The organism is Streptomyces adelaidensis (genome assembly GCF_016598475.1).
Lineage (GTDB): Bacteria > Actinomycetota > Actinomycetes > Streptomycetales > Streptomycetaceae > Streptomyces > Streptomyces adelaidensis.
Map to the genome: position 1 here is coordinate 50,902 of NZ_JAEMUX010000022.1, position 23,053 is coordinate 73,954.

General features: G+C 70.3%; 20 protein-coding genes. 13 read left to right on the forward strand and 7 right to left on the reverse strand.

Annotated elements, in window-relative coordinates:
• The first annotated feature begins 28 nt into the window (after positions 1-28).
• The 4 genes from I8N67_RS15345 to I8N67_RS15360 all read left to right on the forward strand — a co-directional run bounded on the left by I8N67_RS15345 (position 29) and on the right by I8N67_RS15360 (position 4,754).
• Positions 29-601 (forward strand): DUF3574 domain-containing protein, encoded by a 573-nt coding sequence (locus I8N67_RS15345; RefSeq protein WP_200303650.1) that lies wholly within the window; start codon positions 29-31, stop codon positions 599-601.
• Positions 602-722: 121 nt separating this feature from the next.
• Positions 723-2,111 carry an aldehyde dehydrogenase family protein gene (locus tag I8N67_RS15350; protein WP_200303651.1) on the forward strand — a complete coding sequence of 463 codons (1,389 nt, stop codon included), beginning with the start codon at positions 723-725 and terminating at the stop codon, positions 2,109-2,111.
• A 54-nt stretch (positions 2,112-2,165) separates the two neighbouring features.
• Complete coding sequence (locus tag I8N67_RS15355) at positions 2,166-3,251, forward strand: Zn-dependent alcohol dehydrogenase (protein ID WP_200303652.1); 1,086 nt, start codon at positions 2,166-2,168, stop codon at positions 3,249-3,251.
• Positions 3,252-3,407: 156 nt separating this feature from the next.
• Positions 3,408-4,754, forward strand: coding sequence for an MFS transporter (locus tag I8N67_RS15360; protein WP_200303653.1), 1,347 nt, complete (start codon positions 3,408-3,410; stop codon positions 4,752-4,754).
• 215 nt (positions 4,755-4,969) lie between these two features.
• On the opposite strand, the gene I8N67_RS15365 is transcribed toward I8N67_RS15360, so the two are convergent.
• The gene (locus I8N67_RS15365) at positions 4,970-5,614 is read right to left on the reverse strand and encodes a TetR/AcrR family transcriptional regulator (RefSeq protein ID WP_200303654.1); all 645 of its coding nucleotides are present in this window, start codon (positions 5,612-5,614) and stop codon (positions 4,970-4,972) included.
• A gap of 76 nt (positions 5,615-5,690) precedes the next feature.
• On the opposite strand from I8N67_RS15365, the gene I8N67_RS15370 reads away from it, so the two are divergent.
• The 5 genes from I8N67_RS15370 to I8N67_RS15390 all read left to right on the forward strand — a co-directional run bounded on the left by I8N67_RS15370 (position 5,691) and on the right by I8N67_RS15390 (position 9,726).
• On the forward strand, positions 5,691-6,842 hold the full coding sequence (locus I8N67_RS15370; RefSeq protein ID WP_200303655.1) for an acyl-CoA dehydrogenase family protein: 1,152 nt from the start codon (positions 5,691-5,693) through the stop codon (positions 6,840-6,842).
• A gap of 151 nt (positions 6,843-6,993) precedes the next feature.
• Positions 6,994-7,281 (forward strand): YiaA/YiaB family inner membrane protein, encoded by a 288-nt coding sequence (locus I8N67_RS15375; RefSeq protein WP_200303656.1) that lies wholly within the window; start codon positions 6,994-6,996, stop codon positions 7,279-7,281.
• A 103-nt stretch (positions 7,282-7,384) separates the two neighbouring features.
• The gene (locus I8N67_RS15380) at positions 7,385-8,011 is read left to right on the forward strand and encodes a TetR/AcrR family transcriptional regulator (RefSeq protein WP_200303657.1); all 627 of its coding nucleotides are present in this window, start codon (positions 7,385-7,387) and stop codon (positions 8,009-8,011) included.
• Between the two features lie 318 nt (positions 8,012-8,329).
• Entirely contained in the window at positions 8,330-9,040 is a 711-nt protein-coding gene (xynA, locus tag I8N67_RS15385; protein WP_234045738.1) for an endo-1,4-beta-xylanase XynA, read from the forward strand.
• Positions 9,037-9,726: a polysaccharide deacetylase family protein gene (locus I8N67_RS15390; RefSeq protein ID WP_200303658.1), complete on the forward strand. Its 690-nt coding sequence runs from the start codon at positions 9,037-9,039 to the stop codon at positions 9,724-9,726. Before xynA ends, I8N67_RS15390 begins: the two co-directional genes overlap by 4 nt.
• A gap of 87 nt (positions 9,727-9,813) precedes the next feature.
• On the opposite strand, the gene I8N67_RS15395 is transcribed toward I8N67_RS15390, so the two are convergent.
• Positions 9,814-10,275, reverse strand: a complete 462-nt coding sequence (locus tag I8N67_RS15395; RefSeq protein ID WP_200303659.1) for a MaoC family dehydratase — start codon at positions 10,273-10,275, stop codon at positions 9,814-9,816.
• Positions 10,276-10,424: 149 nt separating this feature from the next.
• On the opposite strand from I8N67_RS15395, the gene soxR reads away from it, so the two are divergent.
• The gene (gene soxR / locus I8N67_RS15400; RefSeq protein ID WP_307835248.1) at positions 10,425-11,012 is read left to right on the forward strand and encodes a redox-sensitive transcriptional activator SoxR; all 588 of its coding nucleotides are present in this window, start codon (positions 10,425-10,427) and stop codon (positions 11,010-11,012) included.
• Here soxR and I8N67_RS15405 read toward each other — a convergent pair.
• Positions 10,966-12,042 carry an RNA ligase (ATP) gene (locus tag I8N67_RS15405; protein ID WP_200303660.1) on the reverse strand — a complete coding sequence of 359 codons (1,077 nt, stop codon included), beginning with the start codon at positions 12,040-12,042 and terminating at the stop codon, positions 10,966-10,968. The two genes, soxR and I8N67_RS15405, sit on opposite strands and share 47 nt — an antisense overlap.
• 228 nt (positions 12,043-12,270) lie before the next feature.
• Here I8N67_RS15405 and I8N67_RS15410 point away from each other — a divergent pair, with 228 nt between their 5' ends.
• Entirely contained in the window at positions 12,271-12,792 is a 522-nt protein-coding gene (locus I8N67_RS15410) for a hypothetical protein (RefSeq protein WP_200303661.1), read from the forward strand.
• A gap of 83 nt (positions 12,793-12,875) precedes the next feature.
• On the opposite strand, the gene I8N67_RS15415 is transcribed toward I8N67_RS15410, so the two are convergent.
• Positions 12,876-13,478, reverse strand: a complete 603-nt coding sequence (locus tag I8N67_RS15415; RefSeq protein ID WP_200303662.1) for a hypothetical protein — start codon at positions 13,476-13,478, stop codon at positions 12,876-12,878.
• A 391-nt stretch (positions 13,479-13,869) separates the two neighbouring features.
• Between I8N67_RS15415 and I8N67_RS15420 the strand changes: the two genes are divergently transcribed.
• Positions 13,870-16,689, forward strand: a complete 2,820-nt coding sequence (locus I8N67_RS15420; RefSeq protein WP_200303663.1) for a penicillin acylase family protein — start codon at positions 13,870-13,872, stop codon at positions 16,687-16,689.
• A gap of 83 nt (positions 16,690-16,772) precedes the next feature.
• Here I8N67_RS15420 and I8N67_RS15425 read toward each other — a convergent pair whose 3' ends face one another.
• From I8N67_RS15425 to I8N67_RS15435, 3 genes are all read right to left on the reverse strand, one after another.
• On the reverse strand, positions 16,773-19,109 hold the full coding sequence (locus tag I8N67_RS15425) for a wHTH domain-containing protein (protein ID WP_200303664.1): 2,337 nt from the start codon (positions 19,107-19,109) through the stop codon (positions 16,773-16,775).
• A 230-nt stretch (positions 19,110-19,339) separates the two neighbouring features.
• Entirely contained in the window at positions 19,340-20,659 is a 1,320-nt protein-coding gene (locus I8N67_RS15430) for a serine-threonine protein kinase (protein ID WP_200303665.1), read from the reverse strand.
• 95 nt (positions 20,660-20,754) lie between these two features.
• Positions 20,755-21,990 carry an exo-beta-N-acetylmuramidase NamZ family protein gene (locus I8N67_RS15435; protein ID WP_200303666.1) on the reverse strand — a complete coding sequence of 412 codons (1,236 nt, stop codon included), beginning with the start codon at positions 21,988-21,990 and terminating at the stop codon, positions 20,755-20,757.
• Positions 21,991-22,202: 212 nt separating this feature from the next.
• Between I8N67_RS15435 and I8N67_RS15440 the strand changes: the two genes are divergently transcribed.
• A complete protein-coding gene (locus I8N67_RS15440) occupies positions 22,203-22,967 on the forward strand; it encodes an SDR family oxidoreductase (RefSeq protein ID WP_200303667.1) in 765 nt (254 codons plus the stop codon).
• Positions 22,968-23,053 lie beyond the last annotated feature (86 nt).

Here is a 23,053-nt window from a genome sequence, read left to right on the forward strand (position 1 = left end):
AGCCGGTCACCCCGCTAGAGGTGGAGGCATGATCTTCCACTTCATCCGAAACCGCCAAGCCGCGGCCGCCTCCACCCGCACCCCCACCCGCACCCCCACCCCCGCCCCCACTCGCGCCCGCACCCGAGTCGCCGTAGCGGCCGCCGTCTGTCTGCTCGCCGCCTGCGCCCCGACCGCCTACGCCACACTCGCCGAGGACGGTTCCACCGGCAGCGCGGGTTCCCCGGGTTCCGCCGGCACCACCGGTTCCGTGGTCGCCCCGGCGCGCGGGACCCCGTACATCGAGACGCGGCTCTTCTTCGGCACCGAGCGGCCCGACGGTGGGCCGGCGGTCACCGACGAGCAGTTCACGGAGTTCGTCGACCGGGAGGTCACGCCGGGTTTCCCGGACGGGCTGACCGTGCAGGAGGGGCGCGGGCAGTGGCGGGACGCGAGCGGGACGATCGAGAAGGAGCGGTCGTACGAGCTGATCCTGCTGTATCCCGTGCGGGCGGCCGCCGCGGGCGACCGGAAGATCGAGGAGATCCGCGGCGACTACCGGAAGGAGTTCGGGCAGGAGGCGGTGGCGCGGGTCGACGACTCCACGCGGGTCGACTTCTGAGGCCGCGATCCGGCCCGGTGTCGGTGACGAGTCCTGCCTCACTCCCCGACACTCTGGTGCCCGAAAACTATCAGGGCTAGTTTTTGGTGCGGACGAGACGGCCCGCCCGGGAGGCAGCGCGATGAAGGCACACGACGGCATGTACATCGGCGGCAGTTGGCGGCCCGCCGCCGGCACCGACACGATCGAGGTCGTGAACCCGGCCGACGAGCAGGTGATCGACCGGGTCCCGGCGGGCACCGCCGAGGATGTCGACGCCGCCGTACGCGCGGCCCGGGCCGCCCTCCCCGGCTGGGCCGCGACCCCGCCCGCCGAACGGGGCGCGCTCATCGGCGCGCTGCGCGACGCGCTCGCCGCGCGCCGTGCGGAGATCGCCGAGACGGTGACGGCGGAGCTCGGCTCGCCGTTGCCGTTCTCCCAGAAGGTGCACGCGGACCTGCCGGTCGCGGTCGCCGGCTCGTACGCCGAACTGGCCGCGACCCACGCCTTCGAGGAGAAGGTCGGCAACTCGACCGTCCACCACGAGCCCATCGGCGTCGTCGGCGCGATCACCCCCTGGAACTACCCGCTGCACCAGATCGTCGCCAAGGTCGCCCCGGCGCTCGCCGCGGGCTGCACGGTGGTCCTGAAGCCCGCCGAGGACACCCCGCTCGTCGCCCAGCTCTTCGCGGAGGCGGTGCACGAGGCGGGCGTACCCGCCGGAGTGTTCAACCTGGTCACCGGCCTCGGCACGGTCGCCGGGCAGGCGCTCGTCGAGCACGACGGCGTCGACCTGGTCTCCTTCACCGGCTCCACGGCGGTCGGCCGGCGCATCGCCGCGACCGCGGGCGCCGCCATCAAGAGAGTCGCCCTGGAACTCGGCGGCAAGTCCGCCAACGTGATCCTCCCGAGCGCCGACCTGACCAAGGCGGTCGGCGTCGGCGTCGCCAACGTCATGTCCAACTCCGGTCAGACGTGCAGCGCCTGGACCCGCATGCTGGTGCACACCTCCCAGTACGAGGAGGCCGTCGAGCTGGCCTCGGCCGCCGCCGCGAAGTACGGCGACCGCATCGGCCCGCTGGTGAACGCCAAGCAGCGGGAGCGGGTGCGCGGGTACATCGAGAAGGGCGTGGCCGAGGGCGCCCGGCTGATCGCCGGTGGCCCCGAATCCCCGCGCGAGCAGGGCTACTTCGTCAGCCCCACGGTCTTCGCCGACGTGACCGAGGAGATGACCGTCGCCCAGGAGGAGATCTTCGGCCCCGTCCTGACGATCCTCCGCTACGAGGACGAGGCGGACGCCCTGCGCATCGCCAACGGCACGGTCTACGGGCTGGCCGGCGCCGTCTGGGCCGGCGACGAGAGCGAGGCCGTGGCCTTCGCCCGCCGGATGGACACCGGCCAGGTCGACATCAACGGCGGCCGCTTCAACCCGCTCGCCCCCTTCGGCGGTTACAAGCAGTCGGGCGTGGGCCGCGAACTCGGCGCACACGGCCTGACGGAGTACCTGCAGACCAAGTCCCTCCAGTTCTGAGCCGGTCGAGCCGAGTCAGTCATGTCCCGCGAGTCGTAGGAGAGTCGTACCCTCATGGCCGTTCGAGCCGCCGTACTGCCCGCCGTCGGGGCCCCGTTGGAGATCACCGAGATCGAGCTGCCGGAGCCCGGGCCCGGCCAGGTCCGGGTGCGGCTGGCCGCCGCCGGGGTCTGCCACTCCGACCTGTCGCTGTCCGACGGCACCATGCGGGTGCCGGTGCCCGCGGTGCTCGGCCATGAGGGCGCGGGCACGGTCCTCGCGGTCGGCGACGGGGTCGCCCATGTCTCGCCCGGCGACGGTGTCGTCCTCAACTGGGCCCCGTCCTGCGGGAGTTGCCACGCCTGCTCGCTGGGCGAGGTGTGGCTTTGCGCGAACGCGCTGCATGGCGCCCAGAACGTGTACGCCCGGCGCGCCTCTGACGGCGCGGACCTCCACCCCGGTCTGAACGTGGCCGCCTTCGCGGAGGAGACGGTCGTGGCCGCCAACTGCGTGCTCCCCGCCCCGGACGGCGTCCCGCTCACCGACGCGGCCCTGCTCGGCTGCGCCGTCCTCACCGGCTACGGCGCGGTCCACCACTCGGCGCGCGTCCGGGCGGGCGAGACGGTCGCCGTCTTCGGGGCGGGCGGGGTCGGCCTGGCCGCGCTGCAGGCGGCGCGGATCGCGGGCGCGTCCCGCATCGTCGCCGTCGACGTCTCTCCGGCGAAGGAGGAGCTGGCCCGTTCGGCGGGGGCCACGGAGTATGTCGTCGCCTCCGAGAACACCGCCCGCGAGATCCGTGCGCTGACCGGGAAGCAGGGTGTGGACGTCGCCGTGGAGTGCGTCGGCCGCGCGGTCACCATCCGGACGGCCTGGGAGTCGACCCGGCGCGGCGGCCGCACCACCGTCGTCGGCATCGGCGGCAAGGACCAGCAGGTCACCTTCAATGCGCTGGAACTCTTCCACTGGGGCCGCACCCTCGCGGGTTGCGTCTACGGCAACTCCGACCCGGCACGCGACCTGCCGATCCTCGCCGACCACATCCGCGCGGGCCGCCTCGACCTGAGCACCCTGGTCACCGAGCGGATCTCCCTGGCCGGCATCCCGACCGCCTTCGACAACATGCTGGCGGGCAAGGGCGGCCGGGCCCTGGTGGTGTTCTGAGCACAGGGCGCAGCCCCCGCTCTCCAGGGGTGCGGGGAACTACGCGACCAGCCCGCACCCCTCCGCGGACAAACAACGTGCCAGACCGTTGACCAACATACCGTCCGGTCAGTACGTTCCCGGGAACGTCCCCGCACCCACCGGAGTGTGCACAGCATGGACACCGCTCCCTCCTCACCCCATCCCCAGCCCTCCGCCCCGACCCCCACCACCCCCCGCCCCCAGAGCCACCGCAAGGTCGCCACCGCCGCGGCACTCGCCTCGGCCGTGGAGTGGTACGACTACTTCGTCTTCGGCATAGCCGCGGCCCTGGTCCTGGGCGACCTCTACTTCCCCGCGAACAGCTCCTCCGCGGGAGTCCTCGCCGCGTTCGCCACCTTCGCCGTCGGCTTCCTCGCCCGCCCCGTCGGCGGAATCGTCGCCGGCCACCTCGGCGACAAACGCGGCCGCAAGCCGATGCTGGTCATGGCCCTCACCCTGATGGGCCTGGCCACCACCGGCATCGGCCTGCTCCCCACGTACGAGACGATCGGGATCGCCGCTCCGGTCCTGCTCGTCCTCCTCCGTGTCGTCCAGGGCGTCGCCGTCGGCGCCCAGTGGGGCGGCGCGATGCTGCTGGCCACCGAGTACGCCCCCGAGGGCAAGCGCGGCGTGTACGGCAGCTTCGTCCAACTCGGCGTCCCCATCGGCGTGGTGAGTGCCAACACGGTGTTCCTCGTCGTGGGCGCGGTCACCAGCGAGTCCGAGTTCGCCGCGTGGGGCTGGCGCGTGCCGTTCCTGATCGGCCTGTTCGTCCTCGGACTCGCCTGGTACATCCACCGCCATGTCGAGGAGACCCCCGAATTCCGGGCGGCGGAACGGGAGTTGGCGGAGAAGGAGCGGGGCGAGAAAGCCTCCCCGCTGCGCACGGTCCTCCGCGACCACCTCGGCACGGTCTTCCTCGCCGGCGGCTCCTTCGCCGTGAACACGGCGACCTTCTACATCCTCATCACCGGCGTCCTCGACTACACGACCCGCGAACTCGACATGAAACGCAGTGCGGTCCTCACCGTCTCGCTCTGCGTCAGCCTCACCCAGCTCATCCTGATCCCCGCCGCCGCGGCCCTCTCCGACCGCGTCGGCCGCATCCGGATCTACGCGTTCGGCGCGGCCGGCATCGCTCTGTGGGCCGTCCCCATGTTCCTGCTCATCGACACCGGCTCCCTGCTGTGGCTCGCCGTCGGCACCTTCGTGGCCGGCTGCTTCCTCAGCATCATGTACGGCCCCCAAGCCGCCCTCTTCGCCGAGCTGTTCACCCCCGAGATGCGGTACACGGGCGCCTCCCTCGGCTACCAGATCGCAGCGGTTCTCGGCGGCGGCCTCGCCCCGTTCCTGATGGTCCTCCTCCTGGAGGCCACCGGCACGTCCATGGCGGTGTCCGCGTACATCATCGGCCTCGCGGTGATCGCCCTCGTCTCGATCAAGATCCTCGCGAGGAGGGCGAGTTCACGAGGGGAGAGCTAGCGCCCGCCCGGCACGCCCCGCCCGGCTCGCGGTCCCGGAACGACCTCCGGGACCGCGAGCTCGGCGGCACCCGCCACCGCCGCTCCCCCGCGTCCGCGCCCGGGGACAGACCCTGTCGAGGGTGGCCGGGACCGGCGCGGTCGCGGCCTCCCGTACCAACTGCCCGGCGAACGGCAGGCACTCCCCGATCGGGCGCCCGGACCCCCCCGCGGGCGCTAGGCCCCCGGCCCCGCCAGCTCCTCGTACTGCGCCACCAGCCCGTCCAGCAAGGCGCGCAATCCCGTCTCGAAGGCCCGCTCGTCCACCTTCTCCTGCTGTTCGGCCAGGAGGTGGGCCTGCCCGAGACGGGGATAGTCGGCCGGGTCGTACGCGCTCTCGTCGTCGACGAAACCGCCGGCGAACGAGCCGATGGCTGACCCCATGATGAAGTACCGCATCAGCGCGCCGATGGACGTGGCCTGGGCCGCGGGCCACCCCGCGTCGACCATGGCCCCGAAGACCGCGTCGGCGACCCGCAGCCCCGCGGGCCGGCGGCCGGGCCCGCGGGCGAGGACCGGGACGATGTTGGGGTGGTCGCGCAGGGCCGCCCGGTAGGAGACGGCCCAGTCGTGCAGCGCGGTGCGCCAGTCCCGCCCGTCCTCGAACATCGACAGGTCGACCTGCGAGCTCACCGAGTCGGCGACGGCCTCCAGGATCTGGTTTTTGGTGCGGAAGTGGTTGTAGAGGGAGGGCCCGCTCACGCCCAGCTCGGCGGCGAGCCGTCGCGTGGAGAGCGCCGCCAGCCCCTCCGCGTCCACCAGGGCCCGTGCCGTCGCCACGATGCGGTCGGTGCTCAGCAGGGGCTTGCGCGGTCGGGCCATGGCGCACATAGTAAGGCTGCACAATTAAACTAGCGGTGATAATTTAAGCGTGAATGATGGGGATGGGTGATCCGACGTGAACCTGGAGCTCAGCGAGGAGCAGACCGCCGTCCGCCGGCTCGCGCGGGACTTCGTGGAGCGCGAGATCGCCCCGCACGTCATCGCCTGGGACCGCGCCGAGAACGTAGACCGGGCCATCGTGAAGAAGCTCGGCGAGGTCGGCTTCCTCGGGCTCACCGTCGACGAGGAGTACGGCGGCTCCGGCGGCGACCACCTCGCGTACTGCCTGGTCACCGAGGAGCTCGGCCGCGGCGACTCCTCCGTGCGCGGCATCGTCTCCGTCTCCCTCGGCCTGGTCGCGAAGACGATCGCGGCCTGGGGGAGCGAGGAGCAGAAGCGCCACTGGCTGCCGGGGCTGACAGCGGGGGAGTACCTCGGCTGCTTCGGCCTCACCGAACCGGGCACCGGCTCCGACGCGGGCAACCTCACCACCCGCGCGGTCCGCGACGGCGACCACTACGTCATCGACGGCACCAAGATGTTCATCACCAACGGCACCTGGGCCGATGTCGTCCTCCTCTTCGCCCGCTCCACCGACGCCCCCGGCCACAAAGGGGTCTCCGCCTTCCTCGTCCCCACCAGCGCCCCCGGCCTGACCCGCCGCCCCCTCCACGGCAAGCTCGGCCTGCGCGGCCAGGCCACCGCCGAACTGGTCCTGGAGGGCGTCCGCGTCCCCTCCTCCGCCCTGCTCGGCCCGGAGGGCAAGGGCTTCAGTGTCGCCATGTCCGGCCTCGCCAAGGGCCGGATGTCCGTCGCGGCCGGCTGCGTCGGCATCGCCCAGGCCGCACTGGACGCGGCGGTCCGGTACGCCGGCGAGCGCGACCAGTTCGGCAAGTCGATCGCCCACCACCAGCTCGTCCAGGAACTCCTCAGCGACATCGCGGTGGACGTCGACGCCGCCCGGCTGCTCACCTGGCGCGTCGCCGACCTCGTCGACCGGGGCCTGCCCTTCACCACCGAGGCCAGCACGGCCAAACTCTTCGCCTCCGAGGCCGCCGTCCGCGCCGCGAACAACGCTCTCCAGGTCTTCGGCGGCTACGGCTACATCGACGAGTACCCGGTCGGCAAGCTGCTCCGCGACGCCCGCGTGATGACCCTCTACGAGGGCACCAGCCAGATACAGAAGCTGCTCATCGGGCGGGCGTTGACGGGAGTCTCGGCGTTCTGAGCGACGGAGCGATGGACGGAAGCGACGAGAGCGACGAGAGCGATCGACGGAAGCGACGGGAGTGACGGCCTTCCGATCCTGAGTACCCGCGGCGGCCGACTGAGTACGACGACGGATGTGGTCCGGACCGCATCCGTCGAACCATGTCCCCATGAGTGAGACAGCGGTCAAGCAGCAGAGCACGGCGGCCTTCTACGCACAGGCCGTCGCATCCTTCGCCGTCGCCATGGCGGCCACCACCATCGGCATCTACAACCTGGACGCCAACGCCTGGGTCCGCTCCTTCCTGGCCGTCGCGGTCCTGTACCTGGTGACGTCGACCTTCACCCTGGCCAAGGTGATCCGCGACCGGCAGGAAGCCGGGCAGATCGTCAGCCGTGTCGACCAGGCCAGACTGGAGAAACTGCTCGCGGAACACGACCCCTTCGAGAAGCTCTGAACTGCCCCGGCCGGTACGGTACGGCCTTGAGCGGGCCGACTAAGCGCTCGCTCACCTTTCGGCGGTATGCTGGTGCCCAGCCATCGGAAGGGGCGGACGAGCGATGAGTACGGCGCAGGAGACGGTCGGCGACGAGCCGCAGCCGTGGGTCGAGGTCACCCCGGACGCGGCCCGGCGGCTGCTGGTGGCCGCCGTGGAGGCCTTCGCCGAGCGCGGCTACCACGCGACGACGACCCGTGACATCGCGGGCCGCGCCGGCATGAGCCCCGCCGCGCTCTACATCCACTACAAGACCAAGGAAGAGCTGCTCCACCGGATCAGCCGTATCGGTCACGAGAAGGCCCTCGACGTGCTGCGCACGGCGGCGGCGGGCGAGGGCGGTCCGGCCGACCGTCTCGCCGAGGCCGTACGTTCCTTCGTCCGCTGGCACGCGGGCCAGCACACCGTCGCTCGCGTCGTCCAGTACGAACTCGACGCCCTCGGCCCCGATGCCCGCGCGGAGATCGTCACCCTCCGCCGCGAGAACGACGCGGCCGTGCGCGGCATCATCGAGGACGGCGTCGCCGCCGGCGACTTCGACGTCCCCGACGTCCGCGGCACCACCATCGCCGTCCTGTCTCTCTGCATCGACGTCGCCCGCTGGTTCAACGTGAACGGCCCCCGCACCCCCGACGAGGTCGGCTCCTTGTACGCGGACCTCGTGCTGCGAATGGTCGGGGCCGCGAAGTAGCCCTGGAGCGCCGACCTCCACTGCACCCCTGCTCCCCTGCGCCTTGCTCGCCTGTTTGCGCGATCGCATGATCGGCCGATTATTCGAAACATTCGAAGAATCGGCAGGTGCTTCTTCCCTCCTTCTGGAGCCGTTTCCGATCACGCTCGCCCTGAGCGGGCGATTACGCCCACTGAACAGGCAAGTTCCCCCTCGGCCGCCCTCGCGCTTGATCGAATGTTTCGGTCGTGATGCCGAAACTATTGACAGTTGACAGGGGCAGGCCAACGCTCTCAGCGAGCCCCATCGGCCTCACGAGGACGAGGAGGAAACCCCCACATGAACGACGCACCCGCACCCGTGACCCCCGCACGCCCTGGGCCGCTCGACCGCCTCAGGCTGCTCTTCCGCTGTGCCTGCGCCATGGTGCTGGCCGCCGTGGCCGCGCTGGCCCTGCCCGGCACCGCCCATGCCGACACGGTCGTCACCAGCAACCGGACCGGCACCGACAACGGCCACTACTACTCGTTCTGGACCGACGCCCCGGGAACGGTCTCCATCACCCTCGCCGCCGGTGGCAACTACCGCACCTCCTGGAGCAACACCGGGAACTTCGTCGCCGGAAAGGGCTGGAGCAACGGCAGCCGCAGGAGCGTGACCTACTCGGGCACCTTCAACCCGTCCGGCAACGCCTACCTGACCCTCTACGGGTGGACCGCCAACCCGCTCGTCGAGTACTACATCGTCGACAACTGGGGCACCTACCGGCCCACCGGAACGTACAAGGGCACCGTCACCAGCGACGGCGGCACGTACGACATCTACAAGACGACGCGGTACAACGCCCCGTCCGTCGAGGGCACCAGGACCTTCGACCAGTACTGGAGTGTCCGGCAGTCGAAGCGGACGGGCGGAACCATCACCACCGGCAACCACTTCGACGCCTGGGCCCGCGCCGGAATGCCCCTGGGCAGCTTCAACTACTACATGATCATGGCGACCGAGGGCTACCGGAGCAGCGGCAGCTCCAACATCACGGTGGGCGGATGAGAACCGGACCGCGACTCTCCTCACGCTCCCTGGTCACACGGCTGGCCGTCGTCGCGACGGCCGCCGCGAGCACCCTCACTGTCAACGCCGCCGCCCCGGCACAGGCCGCCGCCTGTAACGGATACGTCGGGCTCACCTTCGACGACGGCCCGTCCGGCAATACGTCGGCCCTGCTCGACGCGCTGAAGCAGAACGGGCTGCGGGCCACGATGTTCAACCAGGGCCAGTACGCCGCCGCCAATCCGGCCCTGGTCCGGGCCCAGGTCGCCGCCGGCATGTGGGTGGCCAACCACAGCTACACCCACCCGCATCTGACCCAGCTCGGCCAGGCACAGATCGACTCGGAGATCGCCCGGACCCAGCAGGCCGTCGCGAACGCGGGTGGCGGCACGCCGAAGCTGTTCCGGCCGCCGTACGGCGAGACCAACGCCACGGTGAAGTCGGTCGCGGCCAAGTACGGCCTGACCCAGATCATCTGGGACGTCGACTCGCAGGACTGGAACAACGCGAGCACCGACGCGATCGTGCAGGCCGCCGCCCGGCTCACCAACGGTCAGATCATCCTCATGCACGACTGGTCCGCGAACACACGCGCGGCGATCCCGCGCATCGCGCAGGGGTTGGCGGGCCGTGGCCTGTGTGCCGGGATGATCTCCCCGCAGACCGGCCGCGCCGTCGCCCCCTGACCGGACATCGAGATCCCGGAGCCACGCACGGGTGGCGCGGCGGCCACGGCCGCCGCGCCACCCGTGTCGCTCGCCCCGAGAAGAAGCTCAGAAGTAGTACCGGGACACCGACTCCGCCACACACACCGGCTTGTCGCCGCCCTCGCGTTCCACGACGACCGCGGCGGTGACCTGCACGCCGCCGCCCGCCTCGGCGACGTCCTGGAGGGTCGCCGTGGCGCGGAGCCGGGAACCCACCGGCACCGGGGCCGGGAAGCGGACCTTGTTGGTGCCGTAGTTGACGCCCATCCTGACGTTGTCGACCTTGAGGATCTGCGGCACCAGCAGGGGTAGCAGGGACAGCGTCAGATAGCCGTGCGCGATGGTCGTGCCGAACGGGCCGGCCGCGGCCTTCTCCGGGTCGACATGGATCCACTGGTGGTCGCCGGTCGCCTCCGCGAACAGATCGATCCGCTTCTGGTCGACCTCCACCCAGTCGCTGTGACCCAGCTGCTCGCCCACCGCCGCCTTGAGCTCCTCGGCGGACGTGAAGATCCTCGGTTCTGCCATGTCCCGGCCTCCCGCATCCCGGATGCCCACCGCACCCGTATCAACCATGCCAACGATGTCCCACATGTCTAAGCAACTGCTTAGCATGGTCGGATGTGCGGCCCCTGTCAACGGACCGCGACCCACCGGGTGTGGGTAGGCTCGGAGGGGTGCCCCAGATCCCTGAGAAGATCCACGAGTTGACCGTCGGCCAGCTGTCCGCCCGTAGTGGTGCCGCCGTCTCCGCCCTGCACTTCTACGAGTCCAAGGGGCTGATCAGCAGCCGCCGCACCACGGGCAACCAGCGTCGCTACAGCCGTGACGCCCTGCGCCGCGTCGCCTTCGTACGGGCCGCGCAGCGCGTCGGCATCCCGCTCGCCACGATCCGTGAGGCGCTCGCCGAACTGCCCGAGGGCCGGACGCCCACCCGTGAGGACTGGGCCCATCTCTCCGAGACCTGGCGCTCCGAGCTGGACGAACGGATCAAGCAGCTCAACCGGCTGCGCGACCACCTCACCGACTGCATCGGCTGCGGCTGTCTCTCCCTCGCCACCTGTGTGCTGTCCAACCCCGACGACGCCTTCGGCGAACAGCGCAGCGGCTCCCGCCTCATGGTCGAGCGCCGGACCGCCGCCGCACGGGAGGGGACACGGCAGGAGCCACGTCCGCAGGCGTCGACCCCGCCGGGCCGGGCGCCGGAACAGGAGGACCCTACTCGTACTCGGTCCCGCCCTTGCGCGTCAGATACGCCGGGCTGACCGCCTTCGCGATGGCCCGCCCGCCGGTCACCGGGCTGTACCGCTCGGCGGCCGGCCGGATCACGACGCCCTCGCGCAGGTGCAGGCCGCGCCCGGAGACCGTCTCCCGGCCGGTGGCCACCCCCAGGACCCGGTCGACGGCGTAGGGGCCCTCGTAAAGCACCGGTACGAGGGGCAGTTCCCCGGTGAGCAGCTCGGACAGCTCCGCCGGGTCCAGTCGGCGGACGTGGCCGTCGATCTCCGCGGAGACGTCGAACACCGCGTAACCGAGGGTGTCGCGGCGGCCGTCGGCGCCGTACGTCAGGTCCTGCACCCCGGCGCCGTAGACCTCGCCGAAGATGCCGATCCGGCGTGCCCCGAGGCGTTCGGCGAGCCGGGACGCGGTCGCGGCGACCCCGTGGGAGTGGACGGCGCGCCAGTACAGGTTGCGCGGATCCTCCTTCAGGGCGAGGGACTTCGACCCGAAGCCCTTCGAGGAGACCTGCACGCGGCCGTCCTCGGCGAAGTACGTCACCAGACCGGCCGTGCCGTGCAGCTTCTCGGTGAGGACGACGGGCTCGCCGGGCGTGAAGATGTCGGGGTAGCGCTGGATGTTCTCGATGTCGACCCACGGCAGCAGATCTGGCGCCGGCTCGACCTCGCCGCTCATCGTCGGGGGGATCGGCGGCACCCACTTGACGATGCCGAGCCGCTCCGCGAAGTCCGTACCGTCCGTGACGGCGGCCGACAGGTCCTCCTCCGCCAGCGCCCGCGGGCGGCACACGATGCCCTGCGACAGCTCGCCCCGCAGCCGTACCGCCTTCACCCGGTCCGCCCCGCTGCCCGCCAGCCGCCCGGTCAGCCCCAGCTCCTCGATCAGCGCGGCCGGGAGCACGGACTGCTCCGGGATGTACACGGCGGTATCACCGGTGCGGTACACACCCTTGGCCACGACGGCCCGGTACAGGCCCACCTGGGCCAGTTCGAGCGCGTCGGCGTCGGGGTGTTCGTGGATCGTCAGCACTTCGGCGGTGACACGCAGCGTCGACATCGGGCTCTCCTCGGTTCCTGGGCGCTCTCAGGGCTGTTCCATCACCTCCAACTGTCCGTACGGGAAAGGGGTGGAGCGATCGGATTTGCCGCTGCTAGGGTCGCTCCGCCCTCGACCAACCTGTGCATACGGAGAGTCGACCGCTCCGCGGAACCTCCTTCGCCCAGGGTGTGTCATGAACACAGAGGAGGCACCACGGCACGGCCTCCACCGAGGGAAGGGGCACCGATGAGCGTCATCATCAGTTCGCTGAAGTGGGAGAAGGCGCACTCGGGCGTGCAGAAGATCACCTACGACTCGGACGGCTACCACCTCGTACGCTTCCCGTACGCCGCGACGGAGGAGTCGTACGACCCGTGGAAGATGCATGATCCGGCGCACGGCGGCGAGACCGCGTCGAAGTTCCCCGACGCGCGCTCCGGACTGATCTGGCCCAGCCACGACGGCTGGGGCGTGCTGTCCGCGATGGTCTTCTGGGAGGCGGACCCCAAGACGCTGGAGTACCGGGCCCGCTTCGTGCGTGATCCGCTGAACATGACGAAGAAGAAGTACGACTCGACCGGCACCACGGACAGCGCGGCCACCCGGGGCGGCCAGTACCGCACCTACATGTGGCAGATGTTCGTGCACAAGGGGACGCCGCTCGGCCTGAAGATATCCGCGCGTGGGCTGGGGGGCACCAAGCGGGCCACGGCGCTCATCCTCGCCGAGTTCAAGCTCGCCATCCACACGGACGTCAAGAAGCCGTAATCGTCTCGGACTGTGGTCGTCCCGCTCTGCCTGCGCGCCGTTCCTACACGGGGGTGCGGCATCCCCGGCGCACCCCCGCCGTGCTACGCCGACACCAGTAGCCGTCCGCGCCTGGACTCCGCCAGGGCCTCGGGCGTGAGGACCGGTCGTGGCACCACGATTCCGCACTCCGTGCAGACCGGGCCCGAGGACGGTTCGTGGGCCAGGTCGTACAGCCAGACGAGGCGCTCGCCCTCGCACACCGGGCAGGTCGAGCCCGGTTCGCGCTCCAGCGCGGCGATGAGCCGGCGCAGCACCTCCGCCAGTGGTTCATGGGGATGGACCTTCGGGTCGTCGCACCAGGCGACTCCGAACCCGCCCCAGGTCAGCCGGTGCCAGTCGTCGACACTGCCCGGCCTGCGCAGCCCGTCGTGCTTCTCCTTCTTGCGGCGCTGCGCGAACTGCACCTCGTAGTCGAGCCAGACCGAGCGGGCCTCCTCCAACTCGTCCAGTGCGGCCACGAGCCGCGCTGGATCGGGGTTGCGGTCCTCGGGGCCGAACCCGGCCCGTGAACTCAAGTGGTCCCAGGTCGCCCGATGTCCATAAGGGGCGAACCTCTCAAGGCACTTGCGCAGCGAATAACGCCGCAGCGCCAGATCGCACCGGGGATCTCGCACCTGTCTTGCCAGACTCCGGAAACCGGCCATCGCCCTGCACCTCCGTCACACCTGCACCTGTACTTCGGTCACTTCGGCGTCGTCGTAGGGGACGTCGCCGAATAGACGTATCGACACGCGATTCGGCTCCATCCGATTTCCGATGACCTCCATAAGTCGTCTGCTGAGCCGTTCACGGACCGTTCCTGTCTACGTCTGGCTGTCTCTGTCTTCTTCTGCCTTCTTCTTGTCTGCTTACGACTACTTCTGAGTACCTGTTCACGCTGTCAGTCATCTGTCCGATGGCTGGGGTGTCCGCTGTCGGTCCGGCGCCGCCCGGGGAGTGGCGGCACGGTGATCGCGAAAACGTGACGCATGTTCATCTTCAATCCCGGGGATACCGGCGGTAACATCCGGCCCATCCCCGTCGGGAGGAGCTGCCATGCACTGGCGCACCCCACGCACCACACTGGACAGACTGAGAACTCCCCGTAGATTCCCGGAGTTCCTCAAGGCCGCTTCCATATGCGCACTCGTTGCCGGTCTTTTGTCGCCTCTTTCCCCGGCTTCCCAGGCGGCGGCCGCCGACACACAGGCCGTCGACACACAGGCCGTCGAGGCCGCGGCGGTCACCGACCACTGCGGCGGACAGTGCTCCGACATCCTGCCGCCCGGCCAGAACGGCAACGCCACCCTCGCCCAGATCCTCCTCAACCAGGCCTTCGGCTCGATGCCCGAGAACGCGAGCAACCAGCTCGGGCCCTACAACAACCTGGCCACCGGCTACTCGGGGCTCACCAACGCCACGATCAACACCTTCTTCAACGACGCCTCCTTCGGTGTCGCCGCCGACCAGGTCGCCTCCACGCTGAGTCCGGCGGGCCGCACCGACGTCACGATCGTCCGCGACAAGAAGACCGGTGTGCCGCACATCACGGGCACCACCCGCTACGGCACCGAGTTCGGCGCGGGCTACGCCGCCGCCCAGGACCGGCTGTGGCTGATGGACGTCTTCCGGCACGTCGGCCGCGGCAAGCTGACCCCGTTCGCGGGCGGCGCCGCCTCCAACCAGGGTCTTGAGCAGGAGTTCTGGCGGCACGCGCCGTACACCGAGGCCGACCTGCAGGCCCAGATCGACAAGGCGGTCGCCACCAACGGGGAGCGCGGCCAGCTGGCCCTCGCCGACGTCAACGCCTACGTGGCCGGCATCAACGCCTACATCGACGCCTCCGACAGCGGCCGCTACTACCCCGGCGAGTACGTCCTGACCGGCCACAAGGACTCCGTCACCAACGCCGGCACCATCGAGAAGTTCAAGTCCACCGACCTGGTCGCCCTGGCCTCCGTCATCGGCGCCCTCTTCGGCTCCGGGGGCGGCGGCGAGGTCAACAACGCCCTCTCACTGCTGGCCGCCCAGGAGCAGTACGGCGTCACCGAGGGCACCGAGGTCTGGGAGTCCTTCCGCGAGCGCAACGACCCCGAGGCCGCCCTCACCGTCCACGACGGCAGCTTCCCCTACGCCACCAAGCCCGCCGCCGCGCAGGGCACTGCCCTGCCCGACGACAGCTCGGTCACCGAGGAGCCGCTGGTCTACGACCGCACCGGCAGCGCGGCCACGACCGCCTCCACGAGCGTCTCCTCCGAGGCCACCGAGAGCGCCCTCAGCTCCGCCCGGCGCGGCATGTCCAACGCCCTCGTCGTCAGCGGCGAACACACCGCGAGCGGCCACCCCGTCGCCGTGTTCGGCCCCCAGACCGGCTACTTCGCGCCCCAACTCCTCATGCTCCAGGAGATCCAGGGCCCGGGCATCAGCGCCCGCGGCGCCTCCTTCGCGGGCCTGAGCATGTACGTCGAACTCGGCCGCGGCCAGGACTACGCCTGGAGCGCCACCACCTCCGGCCAGGACATCATCGACGCGTACGCCGTCGAGCTGTGCCAGGACGACGTCCACTACCTGTACCACGGCACCTGCACGGCGATGGAGAAGATCGAGCAGACCAACGCCTGGAAGCCGACCACCGCCGACGACACCCCGGCCGGCTCGTACCGCATGCAGGTCTGGCGCACCAAGTACGGCCCCGTCACGCACCGCGCCACGGTCGGCGGCAAGAAGGTCGCCTACACCACCCTGCGCTCCTCGTACCTGAACGAGGCCGAGTCGATCATCGGCTTCCAGATGCTGAACGACCCGGACTACGTCAAGGGCCCGGAGACCTTCCAGAAGGCCGTCCAGAACATCAACTACACCTTCAACTGGTTCTACGCCGACTCCAGTCACACCGCCTACTACAACAGCGGCGACAATCCGGTCCGCGCCACGAGCGTCGACCCCGAGTTCCCGGCCTGGGCGCAGGCGGCCTACGAGTGGCGGGGCTGGAACCCGACCACCAACACCGCCGACTACACCGCGCCCTCCGCCCACCCCAACTCCGTCGACCAGGACTACTACATCTCCTGGAACAACAAGCAGGCGAAGGACTACACCACCGCACCCTGGGGCAACGGCTCCGTGCACCGCGGCAACCTCCTCGACGACCGGGTGAAGCGGCTGGTCGCCGCGGGCGGGGTCACCAGGGCCTCGCTGACCAAGGCCATGGCCGAGGCGGGCCTGGCCGACCTGCGGGCCGAGGACGTCGTCCCCGACCTGCTGAAGGTCATCAACAGCAGCACGGTCACGGACTCCACGGCCGCCGCCGCCGTCACCAAGCTCCAGACCTGGATCACGGCGGGCTCGAAACGCACGGAGACCTCCGCCGGCTCCAAGACCTACGCCAACGCCGAGGCGATCCGCATCCTGGACGCCTGGTGGCCACTGCTGGTGAAGGCCGAGTTCGAACCCGGCCTCGGCACCGACCTGTACACCGCCATCACCGCCAACCTGCCCGTCGACGAGTCCCCGTCGGCCGCCCACGGCCCGACCGGCGCCCACGCCGGCAGCTCCTTCCAGTACGGCTGGTGGAGCTATGTCGACAAGGACATCCGCTCGGTGCTCGGCGAGACGGTGCGGGGCCCGCTGGAGAACCAGTACTGCGGCGGCGGCAGCCTCAGTGCCTGCCGCACCCTCCTGATCAACACCCTCAAGGAGGCGGCCGGCAAGACCGCCGCCCAGGTCTACCCGGGCGACGCATACTGCTCGGCGGGCGACCAGTGGTGCGCCGACTCGATCGTCCAGCAGCCCCTGGGAGGCATCAAGCACAACCAGATCAGCTGGCAGAACCGGCCCACCTACCAGCAGGTCGTGGAGTTCACCTCGCACCGGTAGGGCCGACTCGTTTCACGTCTGACCTCCGATGCGGTGTGTCCGGACCTTCACCGCATCGGAGGTCTCCGTGTGCCACGCCCGGACTAGTGGGGCGCGGGACGCGGCACGTGTGCCAGGGCCGTTCTGATCGTCTCGGCGGGGTCGGGGACAGGGATGCCGAGTTGTTGCAGCAGTGAGGCGATGTTCGCGATGCCGGTGCGTTTGCGCAGCGCGGTCTCGAGCAGGTACTGGAGAGGGAACTGTTGGACTTCCGGCGTGTCTCCCTCGTCCAACTCATGCGCGCGCATGAGCCTGAGTGCCTCGCTGAACGAGAGGCCCTTCGGCAGGCCGTCGTGAGATGTGGGGATGTGGTAGGCGTGCAGTCGCTTCACGACAGAGGTCGGACTGACCCCTGCTTCATGTGCGGCCAGCAGCACGAAACTGAGCGGCACGACGTCTCCCGCATCGACGAGCCACCAGTTGCCTGGGCCGTTCTCGTGGAAGATCTCATGGTCCAGCCCGGTCGGACGAGGCGGAACGTCCATGGGGACGTCGAAGCCGTAGGCGCGCAGCCTGCCGAGCTTGTAACGCACCTCCTCCAGGTCCTCCGCCTGGCTGAACACATGGCCGTACGTCAAGCGGTCCTGTCGGGTGAGGAACCCACCGTAGAGCTCGTCGTACAGCAGCCAGATGTCGTCAGGGGTGGCATCGGCGGGGAACGGCTCGGGACGTGCGAATCCGAGGGCGTCGTATTTCGTCAACACCTCTGACGGCTCCAGCTCAAGCCGCTCCGCCACGTCCAGCACATAACCCGGCGGTGGCGGCTGGGTCCCGTCCAGCCAGGGTCGCCTCCCTTTCCCGTCGGTGCCCAGCAGGACAAGGGTCTCCTCCGACGGGCGCTCCGGCAGCCGACCGGCATCGGTCCGCAGACCGTGTGCCGCGAGCATGCGACACACCTGGGGCACGGGGATGTCCAGCCTGACGCTCGCATGCGCGATGTGTCCGAGGGGGACCACGGCATCGGGTGCGAGACAGCCCGCCGATCTGTCTTCCGGGTTGAGCCAGAGCAGGTCGTCCTTCTCGGCCGCCTCGCACATCGCCACGATGTCGTCCGCCACGTGGAGCCCGAAGCCCCGGAGGAACCCGGCTGTCGCGGTGACGCCCTTCCTGGTGCGCTCGGTCGCCAGCATGAGATCGGCGGACGTCACGGGCTCGGCTCTGGAGAGGGAAGCGGGGTGTCTTCCGTCGAGCGCCGCGCTGTCGGCCGTGGTGAGCTGGGCGTCGTCCGACCAGTACCGAGGATCGTGGGCGGGGAATCCCAGGTCGGTCAGCCGCTGGGCCACCTCGCGTCCGGTCCACTGCAAGGTGTCGGCCGCACTCGCCATGTTCCTCAGACCCGGCGCGGTTTCGCGCCAGGATCGGCCCCCGCCGGAGGTCTGGAGGAGCCACTGGTCGGACGGTGTCGGCCTGCGCAGGGGCCCGGCGTCCTCGATCTCCGGACACAGTTCGGCCAGCTTCCGCAGGGCCGCGCGCGGGCGACGGGCGAGAACTCTCCAGAGATGGATGTGGTCCGGGGCGTACCCGTGCGGACGGTCCCAGGAACCGGCGTAACCCCGGGTCTCGCCATAGCGGTTGCTCGGCACGAGGAAGAGATCGGCCGGGAAGAACCCGTGTTGTGCGTCGCCGAACACCATCCCCTGGAATGTCATCTCCCTGCCGTCCGAGGTGAACGTCGACGTGACGATGTCGCCCAGCGTCGCACTGCCGTCGGCCACGGCGGAGAGCCATTCGAAGGTCGCCAGCGGCGCATCGCCTCGCGTGAGGACGCAGGTGGCCGTCTCCAGCAGTTCCGAGACCGTCGAGGCCACGTCGTCGATGACGTTTCTGCGGTCCACCGACAGCCGGGCCGGGGACGAATCGCCGCGGAGATTGACGACGGCGCCCGTCAGCCCGGAGCCACTCGACGAGAGCACGCCCTTGCGGACCGTCGGCTCCACGAGCAGGCCGTCCACCAGGAGGGCGCCACCCTTTTCGCACCAGACGACCTGTGGATCAACGGAGTCGGGCGGCCAGTACACGTGGTGTCCGTGCGCGTTGAGCTCGAAGCCCTCCCGGTGGCTCGTGTCCTGCCTCGTCTTGAGCCGCCCAGCTTCCCAGACACTGGCCACGGCGCCGTGCCGGGCGGTCGTGGGGAATTCGGCGATGGCGAGGAGACGTTCCAGCACATCGACGTTGGACCAGGAACCAGGGTCGACGTCGGCCCGCAGATAGAGCCGTACGCGCGTCCCCGGCTCGCTGCCACGCGCCGCGGTCCGCACGATCCTGAACAGATGCCCCGGCCCGCAGATGGACACCTCGAGCACCGGCCCCGGAACACCGTCCGCTCCCATCCGGCACGTGGTCACACGGATCTCGTCGGCGAGCATGAAGTAGCTCAGCACGCCGAATGAAAGTGGATGTCCCTGATCGTTCCGGCCTGGACGAGTGGTCCTTTGACCACCGCGTCACCGCCCACGATGTTGGGGCTGCCGCCCTCAATCAACCTGCCTCTCCCTTCCGGTGCTCCGGAAGAATGTAGACGAACGCCGTCAGGTCGTGGCCCGCTCGGATACGTCGATGACGGGCCCGGCGAGTACAGGCCCCCTGGGCCGTGTCGCCGCTCGGGCCACCGTCACTTCACGCGGCCCGCCGCCAGCACCACCCGTGCCAGTTCCCGGTGGCAGATGTCGCTGTGCGCCCCGGACGGTGCGCCGCCGCGCTTCACCACCGCCGCCGCGTCGATGTTCACACAGCCGGACGTGGGCAGTTGGGCCCTGAGGGCGTCGGCGAGCTTGAACGAGCGGGTGCCCTCGACCGCCTGGACCCCGTCGTAGCCGAGCGCGCCCCACTTGGCGCCCAGGACACTGCCGATACCGAAGCCCACGACCGCCCGCGAGTCGCCCGCCATCCGGGAGGCGAGCGGATAGATCGTGCCGAGGGCCGAGTCGTGCCGGGAGTGACAGCACACCAACGGGCCGTCGACCCGCTTCTGTTGGCCGTTCAGCACACCCCCGGCCCGCTCATCGTGCGGCAACCGCGCGGCGAACGCGTAGTGCGAGAAGGCCGCCTGAAGGAGCGTCACCGACTTCACCGTGCGCACTCCTTCAGGCAGCCCGCGCAGCGCGAACGACACCAGACGCGCGCCGAAGCTGTGCCCGACCAGGTGCACCCGCACATTCGGCGCGGTCCGCGCGAGCTGCCCGAGCAGCCGTCCCAGCCCACGCTCGCCGACCGTCCCCGCCCGGCGCTTCATCGCGAAGTACGTGGCCTGGCGCAGGAGTTCATGGGCGCCGTCCCAGGCCTGGGGCGAACTGACGGGGGCCCCGGTCATCACCCCGGTCCCCTCGACCTCCGCCAGCGCCGCAGCGAAGTCCGCGCACACCGCCCCCGCGTCCCCGCACAGCATCCCGGGCGTGCCCTCCGGCACCCCCTCCGCGATCGTGTCCGCCGTGAACGCGCCCTGCGGTCCCTGCGGCGGTACCTCCACCAGCAGCCGTACCAGCCGCCCGTACTCGTCCAACGAGGCGCCCTCGTCCGGCCGTTGGTCCAGCAGCCGTGCGAGCTGCTCCACGATCGTGGCGCGCCCGGGGAACACCTCCAGCAGCGCGTGCCGGGTGTTCTTGTCGAGCGCGGGGCGGCTGGGCGCCACGGCAGGGACCGGCTTGATGTCCGGGATCGGCTCGTCCGAGAACCGCATCGAGGGCCACAGCACCCCGACGTACCCGAGCCGGGCCTCGGGCGCGAGCGCGGGGAACGGCGCGAAGAAGCGGCTGTAGAGCCTGGTCGCACCGGACTTGTCGTTGTTCCAGCCGTGCGCGAAGACGACCAGGTCCACGACCCCGCGCTTGCCGACCCCGCCGAGCAGCCGGTCCCGTTGACCGGCGTCCACGTCCCCGTCCGCGTCGAAGGTCAGTTCCCAGTAGGGAGACACGCTCATTTCCGGATCCGCCATGACGAGCCCCCTTCGGCCCCCGTTGGTGGTGCGCCCAGGCGCATGGTCCTGCCAACGGCGTAGGAAGGCCATACGTCACGTACGGCCTGTGCCCGTCATCGGTAGAGCAGGTACTCCTCACGCACCCTGCGGAAGCCCGCCAACTCGTCCTGCCAGCCCGCGACGACCTCGTCCGTGTCCGCCCCAGCGTCGATCATCGTCCGCACCCGCGCCGAACCGGTCAGCTTGTCGATCCAGTTGTCCGCACGCCAGGCGAAGCCGCTCCACACCCGCTTGGCGGTCACGAGGAGACCGATCCCGGTACGCACGGGGTCGTACGCGGCCCGGTCGTGGACATGGATCTGTACGCCCCCGACGGTCTTCCCCTGGAACTTGGAGAACGTGGGCGCGAAGTACGCCTCCCTGAAGTGCGCGCCGGGCAGGCCGAGTCCGTTCGCGGCGGCCGCCCACCGCCGGTCGACGCCCTCCGCGCCGAGCAGTTCGAACGGCCGGGCGGTGCCGCGCCCCTCCGACAGGTTCGTCCCCTCGAAGAGACACGTCCCCGAGTACACGAGCGCCGTGTCCGGCGTCGGCATGTTCGGGCTCGGCGGCACCCAGGGCAGCCCGGCGTCGTCGTAGAACCGCGACCGCTTCCACCCCGACATCAGAACCGTCTCCAGCGGTACGGGCGTGGTGAGGAACTCCCCGTTGAACAGCCGCGCCAGCTCCGCCACCGTCATCCCGTGCGCCTGCGAGATCGGCTGCCGCCCGACGAACGTCGCGAACTCCTTGTGCAGCACGGGCCCTTGGGCGCTCCGCCCGGTCACCGGGTTCGGCCGGTCCAGCACCACGAAGCTCTTTCCGGCGAGCTGGGCCGCCTCCATGCAGTCGTACAGCGTCCAGACGTACGTGTAGAAGCGGGCGCCCACGTCCTGGATGTCGAAGACGACCGTGTCCACCCCGGAGGCGGTGAAGACGTCCGCGAGGGGGCGGCCGCTCTTCAGATACGTGTCGTGGACCGGCAGTCCCGTCGCCGGGTCGTCGTAGCGGCCCTCGGAGCCGCCGGCCTGCGCGGTACCCCGAAAGCCGTGCTCGGGCCCGAAGACGGCCCTGAGGTCCACCCGGTCGTCGGCGTGCATCACGTCGACGATGTGACGGGCGTCCCTGGTGACGCCGGTGGGGTTGGTGACGACGCCGACCTTCTGGCCGGCGAGGGTTCGATAGCCGCCGGCGGCCAGTTGCTCGAAGCCCGTCCGGGGCTCCGGGCGGGCTGCCAGGGCCGGGGGAGGGGCGCTTATGCCGGCGGCGGCGGTGGTGGTGGCGGCGAGGAGCGTGCGGCGGGAGAGGTGCATGGGGGTGACCTCCGGGGCGCGGGTCGCGGGAAACGGTGTGTATGCAAGCTATGTGCTTCCGCGTGTGGTTTGTAGTCAGCGGGCCGGGTGTGGCCCGGCCGCGCAGTTCCCCGCGCTCCTTGGGGACGCGGCTGTGGGCGCCCCCTTCTCCATGACATACCGACCGGTTAGTCTGGGGCCGGATATTGGGCCGTTCGTGTCGAAGGAGACCGGTGGTGGGTGTCGTGCGGGGTGCGGGAGTGGTGGTCACGGGGGCCGGGGGCGGGATCGGGGCCGCGCTGGCCCGGCGGTTCGCCGCCGAGGGGGCCCGGGTCGTCGTGAACGACCTGGACGGCGACCGGGCGAAGGCCGTGGCCGGGGAGATCGGCGGGATCGCGGTACCCGGCGACGCGTCCGCGATCATCGGCGAGGCACAGGAGGCGCTCGGCGGCACTGTGGACGTGTACTGCGCGAACGCCGGGCTCGCCTCGGGAGGCACGGAGGCGGCGGACGAGACGGTCTGGGCGCTCGCCTGGGACGTGAACGTGATGGCGCACGTCCGGGCGGCCCACGAGCTGCTGCCGGCGTGGCTGGAGCGGGGCAGCGGCCGTTTCGTCTCCACGGTCTCGGCGGCGGGGCTGCTCACGATGATCGGCGCGGCGCCGTACAGCGTCACCAAGCACGGGGCGTACGCCTTCGCCGAATGGCTGTCCCTCACCTACCGGCACCGGGGGATCAAGGTCCACGCGATCTGCCCCCAGGGGGTGCGCACCGACATGCTGACGGCCGCCGGAAGTGCGGGCGACCTGGTGCTGACCCCCACCGCCATCGAGCCGGAGGACGTGGCCGACGCGCTCTTCGAGGGCATCGACAAGGACCGCTTCCTGATCCTGCCGCACCCCGAGGTGGCCGGTTTCTACGAGGCGCGGGCCGCCGATCCGGAGCGCTGGCTGACGAACATGAACCACATCCAGCAGAAGTGGGAGACGACCGGCTGACCGCCCTGCTCGGCACACGCAGGCCCGGAAGTGGGATGATCCTCCGGCGGACGACCAGTAGGTGACAAGAACTCCCCGGAAGGCGG

Bases quoted from the DNA above. Each gene is read 5' to 3' on its own strand.
- I8N67_RS15415 (WP_200303662.1), bottom strand. From the start codon at position 13,478: ATGGCCGGTTTCCGGAGTCTGGCAAGACAGGTGCGAGATCCCCGGTGC.
- I8N67_RS15420 (WP_200303663.1), top strand. From the start codon at position 13,870: ATGCACTGGCGCACCCCACGCACCACACTGGACAGACTGAGAACTCCC.
- I8N67_RS15410 (WP_200303661.1), top strand. From the start codon at position 12,271: ATGAGCGTCATCATCAGTTCGCTGAAGTGGGAGAAGGCGCACTCGGGC.
- I8N67_RS15430 (WP_200303665.1), bottom strand. From the start codon at position 20,659: ATGGCGGATCCGGAAATGAGCGTGTCTCCCTACTGGGAACTGACCTTC.
- I8N67_RS15350 (WP_200303651.1), top strand. From the start codon at position 723: ATGAAGGCACACGACGGCATGTACATCGGCGGCAGTTGGCGGCCCGCC.
- I8N67_RS15355 (WP_200303652.1), top strand. From the start codon at position 2,166: ATGGCCGTTCGAGCCGCCGTACTGCCCGCCGTCGGGGCCCCGTTGGAG.
- xynA (WP_234045738.1), top strand. From the start codon at position 8,330: ATGAACGACGCACCCGCACCCGTGACCCCCGCACGCCCTGGGCCGCTC.
- I8N67_RS15395 (WP_200303659.1), bottom strand. From the start codon at position 10,275: ATGGCAGAACCGAGGATCTTCACGTCCGCCGAGGAGCTCAAGGCGGCG.
- I8N67_RS15435 (WP_200303666.1), bottom strand. From the start codon at position 21,990: ATGCACCTCTCCCGCCGCACGCTCCTCGCCGCCACCACCACCGCCGCC.
- I8N67_RS15345 (WP_200303650.1), top strand. From the start codon at position 29: ATGATCTTCCACTTCATCCGAAACCGCCAAGCCGCGGCCGCCTCCACC.
- I8N67_RS15390 (WP_200303658.1), top strand. From the start codon at position 9,037: ATGAGAACCGGACCGCGACTCTCCTCACGCTCCCTGGTCACACGGCTG.
- I8N67_RS15360 (WP_200303653.1), top strand. From the start codon at position 3,408: ATGGACACCGCTCCCTCCTCACCCCATCCCCAGCCCTCCGCCCCGACC.
- I8N67_RS15365 (WP_200303654.1), bottom strand. From the start codon at position 5,614: ATGGCCCGACCGCGCAAGCCCCTGCTGAGCACCGACCGCATCGTGGCG.
- I8N67_RS15375 (WP_200303656.1), top strand. From the start codon at position 6,994: ATGAGTGAGACAGCGGTCAAGCAGCAGAGCACGGCGGCCTTCTACGCA.
- I8N67_RS15380 (WP_200303657.1), top strand. From the start codon at position 7,385: ATGAGTACGGCGCAGGAGACGGTCGGCGACGAGCCGCAGCCGTGGGTC.
- I8N67_RS15405 (WP_200303660.1), bottom strand. From the start codon at position 12,042: ATGTCGACGCTGCGTGTCACCGCCGAAGTGCTGACGATCCACGAACAC.